Here is a 15,953-nt window from a genome sequence, read left to right as displayed (position 1 = left end):
AACACTCTCACTAGGACCCGGAGAGAGCAATGCCTCCCAAGAAGAAGAAGGTCACGGGGCTTATCAAGCTCCAGATCAACGCTGGTGCGGCCAACCCGGCCCCGCCGGTCGGTCCCGCGCTGGGCCAGCACGGCGTCAACATCATGGAGTTCTGCAAGGCCTACAACGCCGCGACCGAGTCGCAGCGTGGCATGGTCGTGCCGGTGGAGATCACGGTCTACGAAGACCGCTCCTTCACCTTCATCACCAAGACTCCGCCGGCCGCCAAGCTGATCCTCAAGGCAGCGGGTGTGGACAAGGGCTCCGGCGAGCCGCACAAGACCAAGGTCGCCAAGCTCACGGCCGCCCAGGTCCGCGAGATCGCCACGGTCAAGCTCCCCGACCTGAACGCCAACGACCTGGACGCCGCGTCCAAGATCATCGCTGGCACCGCCCGTTCCATGGGCATCACGGTCGAGGGCTGATCAGCCCCCTCGTGACCTAGTGGTAGGACCAGCGCCGGTCCGCACCACGACTCCATACCTGCCACGCGGCGACAGCCGCATGGTGTAACTGCACAGGAGAAGCAGTGAAGCGCAGCAAGGCCCTCCGCGCAGCGGACGCCAAGATCGACAGCGAGAAGCTCTACGCTCCGCTCGAGGCCGTCCGTCTCGCCAAGGAGACCTCCAGCACGAAGTTCGACGGCACCGTCGAGGTCGCCTTCCGCCTGGGTGTCGACCCGCGCAAGGCCGACCAGATGGTCCGTGGCACCGTGAACCTTCCGCACGGCACCGGCAAGACCGCCCGGGTCCTGGTCTTCGCGACCGGTGACCGTGCCGAGGCCGCGATCGCCGCGGGCGCCGACATCGTCGGCTCCGACGAGCTCATCGACGAGATCTCCAAGGGCAACCGCCTGAACGAGTTCGACGCCGTCGTCGCCACCCCGGACCTCATGGGCAAGGTCGGCCGCCTCGGCCGCGTCCTCGGCCCGCGTGGTCTCATGCCGAACCCCAAGGTCGGCACCGTCACCCCCGATGTCGCCAAGGCTGTCAACGACATCAAGGGCGGCAAGATCGAGTTCCGCGTCGACAAGCACTCGAACCTGCACTTCATCATCGGCAAGGTCTCCTTCGATGACACGAAGCTGGTCGAGAACTACGCCGCGGCGCTCGAGGAGATCCTCCGTCTGAAGCCGTCCGCCGCCAAGGGTCGCTACATCAAGAAGGCGACCGTCACGACGACGATGGGCCCCGGCGTCCCGCTGGACTCCAACCGCACCCGCAACCTCCTCGTCGAGGAGGACCCGGCCGCGGTCTGAGCCCATCAGGCTCACTGAGTGGTCAGCCGGCCCCGCACCTCCTCCGAGGTGCGGGGCCGGCTTCTTGTTACCGTCCGGAGGACGGAGATCGTCGATCAAGGGTGGGGAACGAGATGAGCAGGTCCGTGTGGAAGCGCGCCGGGGTGGCCCTGGCGGCCGCCGCCCTCCTGGCGGGCGCCGCGGGATGCCAGGACGGTGACACGGGGCCGGAGTCCTCCGGAGCCTCCGCGACGGCGAAGCCGGGCACGCAGGGCTCGGAGCAGGCCGCGGAGGCCCTCCGGGCCGCCCACGCCAAGGCCTCGGGGGCCAAGAGCGCCAAGGTCGAGATGCGGCTCAGCGTCGCGGGCGGCACGGCGCCCGGCAGCAGCACCTTCACCGGGGTGCAGGCCTGGGGCCCGCAGGCCGCCGAGCTGAAGGTCTCCGACTCCTCGTACCTGGCCGCCATCCCCGGCGCGCCCGCCGAGACGCGCGTGGTGACGACCGGCGGGACCACCTACGTGGACCTGGGCGCCGACCTGACCGCGCAGACGGGCGGCAAGCGCTGGCTGAAGGCGCAGCCCGAGGGGGCCGCCGCGGGCGACGAGCTGATGCTCCAGCTGACCGGCGGCCTCGCCGCCGTGAACATGGACCTGCCCAAGGAGCTCGGGCTGCTCGCCGGGTCCTCGGCGGTCGAGCACCTCGGACCCGCGAAGGGCGCCGACGTCCGGGCGGAGAGGTACCGGGGGGAGCTCCCCGACGGCCGGACCATGGAGGTCTGGATCGGTCCGGACGGGTTCCCGGTGAGGAGCGTCGTCCGCACGGAGAGCGGGGAGTCGGTCACCTCGCTCACCACGACCTACGCCGACTACGGCGCGGAGGCCGGCTTCCGCGCCCCGCCCGCGGGGGACACCGTCGACTTCGTCGAGCTGCTGAAGAAGGTCCTGGCCGGGGGCGGTCGGGGCTGATTTGCCCCCGGGCGTGTCGGTCACGTACTCTTCCGAGGAAGCCAAAGACCGCTGGTCGTCACTGTGCCGTCAAGGTGCGGTGGCCGAAGGATTCGCTGCGACGCGAACGACCCGCGCAGGTGATTGTGGAAGAGTTCCCGGATTCTCGTGATGCGGTTGAGCTGAGCCCCGAGCGCCTGCGCCCGGGGCGTTTTCGTTGTGGCAGCGCCTTCTGAGCGGTCCTCATCACCCGGAAGGAGGCCGACGCTCTATGGCAAGGCCCGACAAGGCTGCCGCGGTAGCCGAGCTTGAGGACAAGTTCCGCAGCTCGAACGCCGTCGTGCTGACCTCGTACACGGGGCTCACCGTGGCGCAGCTCAAGACGCTGCGTCGTTCGCTCGGTGAGAACGCCCAGTACGCCGTGGTGAAGAACACGCTGACCAAGATTGCGGCCAACCAGGCCGGCATCTCCGCGCTGGACGACCAGCTTGCTGGTTCGACCGCGGCCGCCTTCGTCACCGGTGACCCGGTGGAGTCGGCGAAGGCTCTGCGTGACTTCGCCAAGGAGAACCCGAACCTCGTCATCAAGGGCGGTGTCCTTGACGGCAAGGCGCTGTCCGCCGACGAGTTCAAGAAGCTCGCGGACCTCGAGTCCCGCGAGGTTCTGCTCAGCAAGCTGGCCGGCGCGTTCAAGGGCAAGCAGTCGCAGACTGCCTCGCTCCTCCAGGCGCTGCCGTCGAAGTTCGTCCGCACCGCGGAGGCGCTTCGCGTCAAGCTCGCCGAGCAGGGCGGTGCCGAGTAATTCGGCTCGCGTCATGATCTGCGCCGCCTAGGCGCAGGTCGTAGCGGGCCGTAACGCCCGCCTCTCTATACATCCGGCACCTGCCGAATTAGTGGAAGGATCGCCCATCATGGCGAAGCTCTCTCAGGACGACCTCCTCGCCCAGTTCGAGGAGATGACCCTCATCGAGCTCTCCGAGTTCGTGAAGGCCTTCGAGGAGAAGTTCGACGTCACCGCCGCCGCGGCCGTCGCCGTTGCCGCCCCGGGTCAGGGTGGTGGCGACGCCGCCGCCGCCGCCGAGGAGCAGGACGAGTTCGACGTCATCCTCGAGGGTGCCGGCGACAAGAAGATCCAGGTCATCAAGGTCGTGCGTGAGCTCACCTCCCTGGGCCTCAAGGAGGCCAAGGACCTCGTCGACGGCACCCCGAAGCCGGTCCTCGAGAAGGTCGCGAAGGAGGCCGCCGAGAAGGCTGCCGAGTCCCTCAAGGCCGCCGGCGCCTCCGTCACGGTCAAGTAAGACCGTTTCGGCTCGCTGAGCTGACTCCTGCCCCCGTGTAACGCGGGAGCAGCGAAAGGCGATCACCCTTGTGGGTGGTCGCCTTTCGGCGTTCCCCGGGAAGGGCGTGGCGGGGGCTCGACGGCCGCCGGGAGCGGAGTATGGTGATCTTCGCCGTGCGCCCCGCAGACCGGGGGGGCCTTGACGAACCGCACGCAGCGCGCAATTCTCAGGACGCGTCGTCACAACGATCCGTATCCGAGGCATGGATCGACGACTGAACGGGCAGTATCGAGGTGCGCCGCACGGCGCGAGGTACCGCGGAGTTGAGAGCAACGAGGGTCGCGAATTATTCGCCCTGGACATCAGTGAGCCAAGTGGCTACACTGACCCTTTGCGCTGCCTGTTAGCTGCCCCCTGCCCGTCACCAGGGGCATACCTTCGCATCCGCTGCATCGGCCGACCCCGTCTGACCTGGCCTTTCGGTCATCTCAGGAAACGTCTGCCATGAAGCTCTGCTGGGGACCGGTACGCGCGTAGTGAGTCCGAGCCCTCGGAAGGACCCCCTCTTGGCCGCCTCGCGCAACGCCTCGACCAATACGAACAACGGCGCAAGCACCGCCCCGCTGCGCATCTCCTTTGCAAAGATCAAGGAGCCCCTCGAGGTTCCGAACCTCCTCGCGCTGCAGACCGAGAGCTTTGACTGGCTGCTCGGCAACGCCGCCTGGAAGGCTCGCGTCGAGGCTGCCCTTGAGTCGGGACAGGACGTCCCCAGGAAGTCCGGTCTGGAGGAGATCTTCGAGGAGATCTCTCCGATCGAGGACTTCTCCGGGTCGATGTCGCTGACCTTCCGCGACCACCGCTTCGAGCCGCCGAAGAACTCGATCGACGAGTGCAAGGACCGTGACTTCACGTACGGCGCCCCGCTCTTCGTCACCGCCGAGTTCACCAACAACGAGACCGGCGAGATCAAGTCCCAGACGGTCTTCATGGGCGACTTCCCGCTCATGACGAACAAGGGCACCTTCGTCATCAACGGCACCGAGCGTGTCGTGGTGTCGCAGCTGGTCCGTTCGCCGGGTGTCTACTTCGACTCCTCCATCGACAAGACGTCCGACAAGGACATCTTCTCCGCCAAGATCATCCCGTCCCGGGGTGCCTGGCTGGAGATGGAGATCGACAAGCGCGACCTGGTCGGTGTCCGCATCGACCGCAAGCGCAAGCAGTCCGTCACCGTCCTGCTCAAGGCTCTCGGCTGGACCACCGAGCAGATCCTGCAGGAGTTCGGCGAGTACGAGTCCATGCGCGCCACCCTGGAGAAGGACCACACCCAGGGCCAGGACGACGCGCTGCTCGACATCTACCGCAAGCTGCGTCCGGGCGAGCCGCCGACCCGTGAGGCCGCTCAGACGCTGCTCGAGAACCTCTACTTCAACCCGAAGCGCTACGACCTCGCCAAGGTCGGCCGCTACAAGGTGAACAAGAAGCTCGGCGCCGACGAGCCGCTGGACGCCGGCGTGCTCACCACCGACGACGTCATCGCCACGATCAAGTACCTGGTCAAGCTCCACGCGGGCGAGACCGAGACGATCGGCGAGAACGGCAACGAGATCGTCGTCGAGACCGACGACATCGACCACTTCGGCAACCGTCGTCTGCGCAACGTCGGCGAGCTCATCCAGAACCAGGTCCGCACGGGTCTGGCTCGTATGGAGCGCGTCGTGCGCGAGCGCATGACCACCCAGGACGTCGAGGCGATCACGCCGCAGACCCTGATCAACATCCGGCCGGTCGTCGCCTCCATCAAGGAGTTCTTCGGCACCAGCCAGCTGTCGCAGTTCATGGACCAGAACAACCCGCTGTCGGGTCTGACGCACAAGCGTCGTCTCTCGGCGCTGGGTCCCGGTGGTCTGTCCCGTGAGCGGGCCGGCTTCGAGGTCCGAGACGTGCACCCGTCCCACTACGGACGCATGTGCCCGATCGAGACCCCCGAAGGCCCGAACATCGGTCTGATCGGTTCGCTCGCCTCGTACGGCCGCGTCAACGCGTTCGGCTTCATCGAGACGCCGTACCGCAAGGTCGTCGACGGCCAGGTCACCGACGAGGTCGACTACGTCACGGCCGACGAGGAGGACCGCTTCGTCATCGCGCAGGCCAACGCCGCGCTCAACGACGACCTGCAGTTCACCGAGCCCCGTGTCCTGGTCCGCAAGCGTGGCGGCGAGGTCGACTACGTCGAGCCGTCGGACGTGGACTACATGGACGTCTCGCCGCGCCAGATGGTGTCGGTCGCGACCGCCATGATCCCGTTCCTCGAGCACGACGACGCCAACCGTGCCCTCATGGGCGCGAACATGATGCGTCAGGCGGTGCCGCTGATTAAGTCGGAGGCCCCGCTCGTCGGCACCGGCATGGAGTACCGCTGCGCCACCGACGCCGGCGACGTGCTCAAGGCCGAGAAGGACGGTGTCGTCCAGGAGCTCTCCGCGGACTACGTCACCGTCGCCAACGACGACGGCACGTACATCACGTACCGCCTGCACAAGTTCTCGCGCTCGAACCAGGGCACCTCGGTCAACCAGAAGGTCGTCGTCGACGAGGGCGACCGCGTGATCGAGGGCCAGGTCCTCGCCGACGGTCCCGCCACCGAAGACGGCGAGATGGCGCTCGGCAAGAACCTGCTCGTGGCGTTCATGCCGTGGGAGGGCCACAACTACGAGGACGCGATCATCCTGTCGCAGCGCCTCGTGCAGGACGACGTCCTCTCCTCGATCCACATCGAGGAGCACGAGGTCGACGCCCGTGACACCAAGCTCGGCCCGGAGGAGATCACCCGGGACATCCCGAACGTCTCCGAGGAGGTCCTCGCCGACCTCGACGAGCGCGGCATCATCCGTATCGGTGCCGAGGTCGTCGCCGGCGACATCCTCGTCGGCAAGGTCACGCCCAAGGGCGAGACCGAGCTGACCCCGGAGGAGCGCCTGCTCCGCGCGATCTTCGGTGAGAAGGCGCGTGAGGTCCGTGACACCTCGCTGAAGGTCCCGCACGGCGAGATCGGCAAGATCATCGGCGTCCGCGTCTTCGACCGCGAGGAGGGCGACGAGCTTCCCCCGGGCGTGAACCAGCTGGTCCGCGTCTACGTCGCCCAGAAGCGCAAGATCACCGACGGTGACAAGCTCGCCGGCCGTCACGGCAACAAGGGCGTCATCTCGAAGATCCTGCCGATCGAGGACATGCCGTTCCTGGAGGACGGCACCCCGGTCGACATCATCCTCAACCCGCTGGGTGTCCCGTCCCGAATGAACCCGGGACAGGTCCTGGAGATCCACCTCGGCTGGCTCGCCAGCCGCGGCTGGGACGTCTCCGGCCTCGCGGACGAGTGGGCGCAGCGCCTCCAGGCGATCGGCGCCGACCAGGTCGCCCCCGGCACCAACGTCGCGACCCCGGTCTTCGACGGTGCGCGTGAGGACGAGCTGGCGGGTCTGCTCAACCACACCATCCCGAACCGCGACGGCGAGCGCATGGTGCTCCCGACCGGTAAGGCGAGGCTGTTCGACGGCCGCTCCGGCGAGCCGTTCCCGGACCCGATCTCCGTCGGGTACATGTACATCCTCAAGCTGCACCACCTGGTCGACGACAAGCTGCACGCGCGTTCGACCGGCCCGTACTCGATGATCACCCAGCAGCCGCTGGGTGGTAAGGCCCAGTTCGGTGGCCAGCGCTTCGGTGAGATGGAGGTGTGGGCGCTGGAGGCTTACGGCGCCGCGTACGCCCTCCAGGAGCTGCTGACGATCAAGTCCGACGACGTGACCGGCCGCGTGAAGGTCTACGAGGCCATCGTCAAGGGCGAGAACATCCCTGAGCCCGGCATCCCCGAGTCCTTCAAGGTGCTCATCAAGGAGATGCAGTCCCTGTGCCTCAACGTGGAGGTGCTGTCCTCGGACGGCATGTCCATCGAGATGCGCGACACCGACGAGGACGTCTTCCGCGCAGCGGAGGAGCTCGGCATCGACCTGTCCCGGCGCGAGCCGAGCAGCGTCGAAGAGGTCTGACGGGAGTCCGGTCGGGGGCTCGGCGATTTCACCGCCGAGTCCCCGGCCGGCCCCAGGACCCCCGTATCAGACCCCAAAGCCTTACAACCCTGAGAGGGATTGACGCATAGTGCTCGACGTCAACTTCTTCGACGAGCTCCGGATCGGTCTGGCCACCGCTGACGACATCCGTCAGTGGAGCCACGGCGAGGTCAAGAAGCCGGAGACCATCAACTACCGCACGCTCAAGCCCGAGAAGGACGGACTCTTCTGCGAGAAGATCTTCGGTCCGACCCGGGACTGGGAGTGCTACTGCGGCAAGTACAAGCGTGTCCGCTTCAAGGGCATCATCTGTGAGCGGTGTGGCGTCGAGGTCACCCGCGCCAAGGTGCGCCGTGAGCGGATGGGCCACATCGAGCTGGCCGCTCCCGTCACCCACATCTGGTACTTCAAGGGCGTTCCGTCGCGCCTCGGCTACCTGCTCGACCTCGCCCCGAAGGACCTGGAGAAGGTCATCTACTTCGCGGCGTACATGATCACGTACGTCGACGACGAGCGTCGTACGCGTGACCTGCCCTCGCTGGAGGCGCACGTCTCCGTCGAGCGCCAGCAGATCGAGAACCGTCGCGACTCCGACCTGGAGGCCCGCGCCAAGAAGCTCGAGAACGACCTCGGCGAGCTGGAGGCCGAGGGCGCCAAGGCCGACGTGCGCCGCAAGGTGCGCGAGGGTGCCGAGCGCGAGATGAAGCAGCTGCGCGACCGCGCGCAGCGCGAGATCGACCGTCTGGACGAGGTCTGGTCGCGCTTCAAGAACCTCAAGGTCCAGGACCTGGAGGGCGACGAGCTCCTCTACCGCGAGCTGCGTGACCGCTTCGGCACGTACTTCGACGGTTCGATGGGTGCCGCGGCGCTGCAGAAGCGCCTGGAGTCCTTCGACCTGGAGGAGGAGGCCGAGCGCCTCCGCGAGATCATCCGCACCGGCAAGGGCCAGAAGAAGACCCGTGCGCTCAAGCGCCTCAAGGTCGTCTCCGCGTTCCTGCAGACCGCGAACAGCCCCAAGGGCATGGTTCTCGACTGCGTGCCGGTCATCCCGCCGGACCTGCGTCCGATGGTGCAGCTGGACGGTGGCCGCTTCGCGACCTCCGACCTGAACGACCTGTACCGCCGCGTGATCAACCGCAACAACCGTCTGAAGCGTCTGCTCGACCTCGGTGCCCCCGAGATCATCGTGAACAACGAGAAGCGGATGCTCCAGGAGGCGGTCGACGCCCTCTTCGACAACGGCCGCCGCGGTCGCCCGGTCACGGGCCCCGGCAACCGTCCGCTGAAGTCCCTCAGCGACATGCTGAAGGGCAAGCAGGGTCGTTTCCGTCAGAACCTGCTCGGCAAGCGTGTGGACTACTCCGCGCGTTCCGTCATCGTCGTCGGTCCGCAGCTGAAGCTGCACCAGTGCGGTCTCCCGAAGGCCATGGCGCTGGAGCTCTTCAAGCCGTTCGTGATGAAGCGCCTGGTCGACCTGAACCACGCGCAGAACATCAAGAGCGCCAAGCGGATGGTCGAGCGCGGCCGCACGGTCGTGTACGACGTCCTCGAAGAGGTCATCGCCGAGCACCCGGTCCTGCTGAACCGTGCGCCCACGCTGCACCGCCTCGGCATCCAGGCCTTCGAGCCCCAGCTGGTCGAGGGCAAGGCCATCCAGATCCACCCGCTCGTCTGCACCGCGTTCAACGCGGACTTCGACGGTGACCAGATGGCCGTGCACCTGCCGCTCTCCGCGGAGGCGCAGGCCGAGGCCCGCATCCTGATGCTGTCCTCGAACAACATCCTCAAGCCGGCCGACGGCCGTCCGGTCACGATGCCGACCCAGGACATGGTCCTCGGTCTGTTCTTCCTGACCACCGACGGTGAGCTCCGTGACACCAAGGGCGAGGGCCGCGCGTTCGGCTCCACGGCCGAGGCGATCATGGCGTTCGACGCCGGCGAGCTCGCGCTGCAGTCGCAGATCGACATCCGCTTCCCCGTCGGCACCGTCGCTCCGCGCGGCTGGGTTCCCCCGGTCGCCGAGGAAGGGGACGACCACGTCGCCGCGGGCGAGTGGCAGCAGGGGGACTCGTTCCGCCTGCGCACCTCGCTGGGCCGCGCGCTCTTCAACGAGCTGCTGCCCGAGGACTACCCGTTCGTCGACTACTCGGTCGGCAAGAAGCAGCTCTCCGAGATCGTCAACGACCTCGCCGAGCGCTACCCCAAGGTCATCGTGGCGGCGACGCTCGACAACCTGAAGGCGGCGGGCTTCTACTGGGCGACCCGCTCCGGCGTCACCGTGGCCATCTCCGACGTCGTCGTGCCCGAGGCCAAGAAGGCCATCGTCAAGGGCTACGAGGAGCAGGACGAGAAGGTCCAGAAGCAGTACGAGCGCGGTCTCATCACGAAGGAAGAGCGCACTCAGGAGCTCATCGCGATCTGGACCAAGGCGACCAACGAGGTCGCCGAGGCGATGAACGCGAACTTCCCGAAGACGAACCCCATCTTCATGATGGTCGACTCGGGTGCCCGAGGAAACATGATGCAGATGCGTCAGATCGCGGGTATGCGTGGTCTGGTGTCGAACGCCAAGAACGAGACGATCCCGCGTCCCATCAAGGCGTCCTTCCGTGAGGGCCTCACCGTTCTGGAGTACTTCATCTCCACGCACGGTGCCCGTAAGGGTCTGGCGGACACCGCCCTGCGTACCGCCGACTCGGGTTACCTGACCCGTCGTCTGGTGGACGTCTCGCAGGACGTCATCATCCGCGAGGAGGACTGCGGCACCGAGCGCGGTCTGAAGCTGCGGATCGCCGAGCGCGGCGCCGACGGCGTCCTGCGCAAGACGGACGACGTCGAGACCTCCGTGTACGCGCGGATGCTCGCCGAGGACGTCGTCGTCGACGGCAAGGTCATCGCGCCGGCCAACGTCGACCTGGGTGACGTGCTCATCGACGCCCTCGTGGGCGCCGGTGTCGAGGAGGTCAAGACCCGCTCGGTCCTGACCTGCGAGTCCGCCGTCGGTACCTGTGCGTTCTGCTACGGCCGTTCGCTCGCCACCGGCAAGCTGGTCGACATCGGTGAGGCGGTCGGCATCATCGCCGCCCAGTCCATCGGTGAGCCCGGTACCCAGCTGACGATGCGTACCTTCCACACCGGTGGTGTGGCCGGTGACGACATCACCCAGGGTCTGCCCCGTGTCGTCGAGCTCTTCGAGGCCCGTCAGCCCAAGGGTGTCGCCCCGATCTCGGAGGCGGCCGGCCGCGTCCGTATCGAGGAGACCGAGAAGACCAAGAAGATCGTCGTCACCCCGGACGACGGCACCGACGAGACGGCGTTCCCGATCTCGAAGCGTGCCCGTCTGCTCGTGGGCGAGGGCGACCACGTCGAGGTGGGCCAGAAGCTCACCGTGGGTGCCACCAACCCGCACGACGTGCTGCGGATCCTCGGTCAGCGCGCGGTCCAGGTCCACCTGGTCGCCGAGGTCCAGAAGGTCTACAACTCGCAGGGCGTGTCGATCCACGACAAGCACATCGAGATCATCATCCGGCAGATGCTGCGCCGCGTGACGATCATCGAGTCCGGCGACGCGGAGCTGCTGCCGGGCGAGCTCGTCGAGCGCTCGAAGTTCGAGACCGAGAACCGTCGTGTGGTCACCGAGGGCGGTCACCCCGCCTCCGGCCGTCCGCAGCTGATGGGTATCACCAAGGCCTCGCTGGCGACGGAGTCCTGGCTGTCGGCCGCCTCCTTCCAGGAGACGACCCGAGTCCTGACGGATGCGGCGATCAACGCCAAGTCCGACAGCCTCATCGGCCTCAAGGAGAACGTCATCATCGGTAAGCTCATCCCGGCCGGTACGGGTCTGTCCCGCTACCGCAACATCCGGGTGGAGCCGACCGAGGAGGCCAAGGCCGCGATGTACTCGGCCGTCGGCTACGACGACATCGACTACTCGCCGTTCGGTTCGGGCTCCGGCCAGGCCGTTCCGCTGGAGGACTACGACTACGGTCCGTACAACCAGTAAGCGAGTCGCCTGACGCCAGGGCGGTCACCCCACGGGGTGGCCGCCCTTCGGCGTTCCCCGGGAGCGGCGGGCCGCCGGCCGGTCCGTCCGCGCGCTCCCGCGCGGGCGCCGGGTAGGTTGGCGGCCCCCGACCGAGGAGCCGCCCCGTGCCCGCCGCCCGCCCCCGCCTGCTGTACGTCACCGACCTCGCCTATCCGGCCCGGGGACGGCGCTACGGCGACGAGGACGTCCACCTCGCCGCGCGACTGCGCGAGGCCTTCGACCTGGCGCTCTGCCACCCGCTCGACGCCGCGGCCCTCATGGACGGCTTCGACGCCGTCGTCGTCCGCAACAGCGGCCCGGTCATCGGCTACCAGAAGGAGTACGAGGCCTTCCGCGAGCGCGCCCTGGCCGCCGGGACCCGGGTCTACAACCCGCTCCACGGGCGCGGGGACATGGCGGGCAAGCAGTACCTGCTGGACCTGACCGCCGCCGGGCACCCGGTCATCCCCACCGTGGACCGCCCCGAGGACCTCCACCGGCTGCCCGAGTCGGCCGCGTACGCGGTCAAGCCCAAGGCCGGGGCGGATTCCATAGGCCTGCGCTTCCTGGACCGTGAGGAGCTCGCCGGCCTGGCCTACGAGGGCCTCCTCGTCCAGCCGCGGATCGACTTCCGGTACGAGGTCTCCTTCTACTTCGTCGACGACCGCTTCCAGTACGCCCTGCACGCCCCCGACCCGGACCGCCGCTGGGTCCTGGAACCGTACGAGCCCACCGCGGAGGACCTCGCCTTCGCCCGCGGCTTCGTCGACTGGAACACCCTCGACCACGGCATCCAGCGGGTGGACGCCTGCCGCGCCCCCGGCGGCGAGCTGCTCCTCGTCGAGCTGGAGGACCTCAACCCGTACCTCTCGCTGGACCGCGTCCCCGCGGAGACGCGCGAGCGCTTCACGGTCGCCTTCAGGGACTCGCTGCACCGCTTCCTCGCGGCCTGAGGCGTAGCGCGCGGTGACGGAGGGTACGCGTGGCCATTTGTTTTGACCGGAGTCCATGCGATAGGTACGCTCAAGCCTTGTGCCTGGGGTGTGCCTGGGCTCGCGTGCGTGTCCTCAACCGCAGGGCGAGTCATATATCGGCCACCGTGATCCGCACCTTTCCGCCCTGGTGGAGAGGTCCGCGAGATTCGACACACCCGACCGCGTGGGTCGGCGAATGTTCCAGGTTAGTTTCACCGACGGCACACAGAAACCGGAGAAGTAGTGCCTACGATCCAGCAGCTGGTCCGGAAGGGCCGGCAGGACAAGGTCGAGAAGAACAAGACGCCCGCACTCGAGGGTTCCCCTCAGCGCCGCGGCGTCTGCACGCGTGTGTTCACGACCACCCCGAAGAAGCCGAACTCGGCCCTCCGTAAGGTCGCGCGTGTGCGTCTGACCTCCGGCATCGAGGTCACGGCCTACATCCCGGGTGAGGGTCACAACCTGCAGGAGCACTCGATCGTGCTCGTGCGCGGTGGCCGTGTGAAGGACCTGCCGGGTGTTCGTTACAAGATCATCCGCGGTTCCCTCGACACGCAGGGCGTCAAGAACCGTAAGCAGGCTCGCAGCCGCTACGGCGCCAAGAAGGAGAAGTAAGAATGCCTCGTAAGGGCCCCGCCCCGAAGCGCCCGGTCATCATCGACCCGGTCTACAGCTCTCCTCTTGTCACCTCGCTGATCAACAAGATCCTGCTGGACGGCAAGCGTTCCACCGCCGAGCGCATCGTGTACGGCGCCATGGAGGGTCTTCGCGAGAAGACCGGCCAGGACCCGGTCATCACGCTGAAGCGCGCTCTCGAGAACGTGAAGCCGGCCCTCGAGGTCAAGTCCCGCCGTGTCGGTGGCGCCACCTACCAGGTGCCGATCGAGGTCAAGCCGGGCCGCGCGTCCACGCTGGCCCTCCGCTGGCTCGTCGGTTACTCCCGCGCCCGTCGCGAGAAGACCATGACCGAGCGCCTCATGAACGAGCTCCTCGACGCCTCGAACGGCCTCGGTGCGGCCGTCAAGAAGCGTGAGGACACGCACAAGATGGCCGAGTCCAACAAGGCCTTCGCGCACTACCGCTGGTAGTCGCAACCCACATCGAGACCGAGAGAAGACTGAGCCGATATGGCTACCACTTCGCTTGACCTTGCCAAGGTGCGCAACATCGGCATCATGGCTCACATCGACGCGGGCAAGACGACCACCACCGAGCGGATCCTGTTCTACACCGGTGTCTCGTACAAGATCGGTGAAGTCCACGACGGCGCTGCCACGATGGACTGGATGGAGCAGGAGCAGGAGCGCGGCATCACGATCACGTCTGCCGCGACGACCTGCCACTGGCCGCTCGAGAATGTCGATCACACGATCAACATCATCGACACGCCGGGTCACGTCGACTTCACCGTCGAGGTGGAGCGTTCGCTGCGCGTGCTCGACGGTGCTGTCACCGTGTTCGACGGTGTGGCCGGCGTCGAGCCCCAGTCCGAGACTGTCTGGCGTCAGGCGGACCGCTACGGCGTGCCGCGCATCTGCTTCGTCAACAAGCTCGACCGTACGGGCGCCGAGTTCCTCCGCTGCGTCGACATGATCGTGGACCGCCTCGGCGCCGTCCCGATCGTCATGCAGCTCCCCATCGGTGCCGAGATGGACTTCCAGGGCGTTGTCGACCTGGTCCGCATGAAGGCGCTCGTCTGGTCCGCCGAGGCCAGCAAGGGCGAGATGTACGACGTCGTCGACATCCCGGCCTCGCACACCGAGCTCGCCGAGGAATGGCGCGCCAAGCTGGTCGAGACCGTCGCGGAGAACGACGAGGAGCTCATGGAGCTCTTCCTCGAGGGTGTCGAGCCCACCGAGGAGCAGCTGTACGCGGCTGTCCGTCGTATCACCATCGCCTCCGGCAAGGGCAACGGCGAGAAGACGGTCACCCCCGTCTTCTGCGGTACCGCGTTCAAGAACAAGGGTGTTCAGCCCCTGCTCGACGCGGTCGTCCGCTACCTGCCGTCGCCGCTGGACGTCGAGGCCATCGAGGGCCACGACGTCAAGGACGCCGAGCTGGTCGTCAAGCGCAAGCCGTCCGACGACGAGCCGCTGTCGGCCCTCGCGTTCAAGATCGCGAGCGACCCGCACCTCGGCAAGCTCACCTTCGTCCGGATCTACTCCGGTCGCCTGGAGGCCGGCACCGCGGTGCTGAACTCCGTCAAGGGCAAGAAGGAGCGCATCGGCAAGATCTACCGCATGCACGCGAACAAGCGTGAGGAGATCGACTCGGTGGGCGCCGGCGACATCGTCGCCGTCATGGGCCTCAAGCAGACCACCACCGGTGAGACGCTGTGCGACGACAAGAACCCGGTCATCCTGGAGTCCATGGACTTCCCGGCGCCGGTCATCCAGGTCGCCATCGAGCCCAAGTCCAAGGGTGACCAGGAGAAGCTGGGTGTCGCCATCCAGCGTCTCGCGGAGGAGGACCCCTCCTTCCAGGTTCACTCGGACGAGGAGACCGGCCAGACCATCATCGGTGGTATGGGCGAGCTTCACCTCGACATCCTCGTCGACCGCATGCGTCGCGAGTTCAAGGTCGAGGCGAACGTCGGCAAGCCGCAGGTCGCGTACCGCGAGACGATCCGCAAGGCCGTCGAGCGCGTGGACTACACCCACAAGAAGCAGACCGGTGGTACCGGTCAGTTCGCCAAGGTGCAGATCGCGATCGAGCCCATCGAGGGTGGCGACGCCTCCTACGAGTTCGTGAACAAGGTCACCGGTGGCCGCATCCCGAAGGAGTACATCCCTTCGGTCGACGCGGGTGCGCAGGAGGCCATGCAGTTCGGCATCCTGGCCGGCTACGAGATGACCGGCGTTCGCGTCATTCTTCTCGACGGTGGCTACCACGAGGTCGACTCCTCCGAGCTCGCGTTCAAGATCGCCGGTTCGCAGGCCTTCAAGGAGGCCGCGCGCAAGGCTTCCCCCGTCATCCTTGAGCCGATGATGGCCGTTGAGGTCGTCACGCCCGAGGACTACATGGGTGAGGTCATCGGCGACATCAACTCCCGCCGTGGCCAGATCCAGGCCATGGAGGAGCGCAGCGGCGCTCGCGTCGTGCGGGGCCTCGTGCCCCTCTCGGAGATGTTCGGCTACGTCGGCGACCTCCGCAGCAAGACCTCGGGTCGCGCAAGCTACTCGATGCAGTTCGACTCCTACGCCGAGGTTCCGCGGAACGTCGCCGAGGAGATCATCGCGAAGGCCAAGGGCGAGTAACTCTCCCGAGTTGACGCTTTAGGCTTGACACCAGTCGTCGGGGCTCGCCCCCCGAAACCCGAGGGAATCGGGCCCCGGCGAATGGCATCCCAGCAAAGATCACCTGGCGCCGATGAAGCAAGGCGTAC

At 67.1% G+C, this 15,953-nt stretch carries 11 protein-coding genes; all 11 read left to right on the top strand.

The genetic code is table 11. The annotated features are described in order from the left end of the window. Window positions 1-29 precede the first annotated feature (29 nt). The 11 genes from rplK (at window position 30) to fusA (ending at window position 15,825) form a co-directional block, all read left to right on the top strand. On the top strand, window positions 30-464 hold the full coding sequence (gene rplK, locus ACY0MR_RS15435) for a 50S ribosomal protein L11 (protein ID WP_030318720.1): 435 nt from the start codon (window positions 30-32) through the stop codon (window positions 462-464). 104 nt (window positions 465-568) lie between these two features. Next, window positions 569-1,297, top strand: a complete 729-nt coding sequence (gene rplA, locus ACY0MR_RS15430) for a 50S ribosomal protein L1 (protein ID WP_361847389.1) — start codon at window positions 569-571, stop codon at window positions 1,295-1,297. Between the two features lie 113 nt (window positions 1,298-1,410). Beyond that, window positions 1,411-2,241: an SCO4651 family lipoprotein gene (locus ACY0MR_RS15425; RefSeq protein WP_473561203.1), complete on the top strand. Its 831-nt coding sequence runs from the start codon at window positions 1,411-1,413 to the stop codon at window positions 2,239-2,241. Window positions 2,242-2,491: 250 nt separating this feature from the next. Further along, complete coding sequence (gene rplJ / locus ACY0MR_RS15420; RefSeq protein ID WP_030318714.1) at window positions 2,492-3,022, top strand: 50S ribosomal protein L10; 531 nt, start codon at window positions 2,492-2,494, stop codon at window positions 3,020-3,022. A gap of 109 nt (window positions 3,023-3,131) precedes the next feature. Next, on the top strand, window positions 3,132-3,518 hold the full coding sequence (gene rplL / locus ACY0MR_RS15415; RefSeq protein ID WP_361847383.1) for a 50S ribosomal protein L7/L12: 387 nt from the start codon (window positions 3,132-3,134) through the stop codon (window positions 3,516-3,518). 548 nt (window positions 3,519-4,066) lie between these two features. Then, window positions 4,067-7,549 (top strand): DNA-directed RNA polymerase subunit beta, encoded by a 3,483-nt coding sequence (gene rpoB / locus ACY0MR_RS15410; RefSeq protein WP_148005756.1) that lies wholly within the window; start codon window positions 4,067-4,069, stop codon window positions 7,547-7,549. A 109-nt stretch (window positions 7,550-7,658) separates the two neighbouring features. Further along, window positions 7,659-11,573, top strand: a complete 3,915-nt coding sequence (locus ACY0MR_RS15405; protein ID WP_361847380.1) for a DNA-directed RNA polymerase subunit beta' — start codon at window positions 7,659-7,661, stop codon at window positions 11,571-11,573. Between the two features lie 146 nt (window positions 11,574-11,719). After that, the gene (locus ACY0MR_RS15400; protein WP_392861844.1) at window positions 11,720-12,547 is read left to right on the top strand and encodes an ATP-grasp domain-containing protein; all 828 of its coding nucleotides are present in this window, start codon (window positions 11,720-11,722) and stop codon (window positions 12,545-12,547) included. A 264-nt stretch (window positions 12,548-12,811) separates the two neighbouring features. Continuing rightward, window positions 12,812-13,183: a 30S ribosomal protein S12 gene (gene rpsL / locus ACY0MR_RS15395; RefSeq protein WP_003948652.1), complete on the top strand. Its 372-nt coding sequence runs from the start codon at window positions 12,812-12,814 to the stop codon at window positions 13,181-13,183. Window positions 13,184-13,185: 2 nt separating this feature from the next. Then, window positions 13,186-13,656 (top strand): 30S ribosomal protein S7, encoded by a 471-nt coding sequence (gene rpsG, locus ACY0MR_RS15390; protein WP_015035567.1) that lies wholly within the window; start codon window positions 13,186-13,188, stop codon window positions 13,654-13,656. 39 nt (window positions 13,657-13,695) lie between these two features. Next, complete coding sequence (fusA, locus tag ACY0MR_RS15385) at window positions 13,696-15,825, top strand: elongation factor G (RefSeq protein WP_055598868.1); 2,130 nt, start codon at window positions 13,696-13,698, stop codon at window positions 15,823-15,825. The last annotated feature ends 128 nt before the right edge of the window (window positions 15,826-15,953 follow it).

It is taken from the genome of Streptomyces sp. JN8, assembly GCF_055808075.1.
This window is presented reverse-complemented; position numbering and strand designations above follow the sequence as displayed.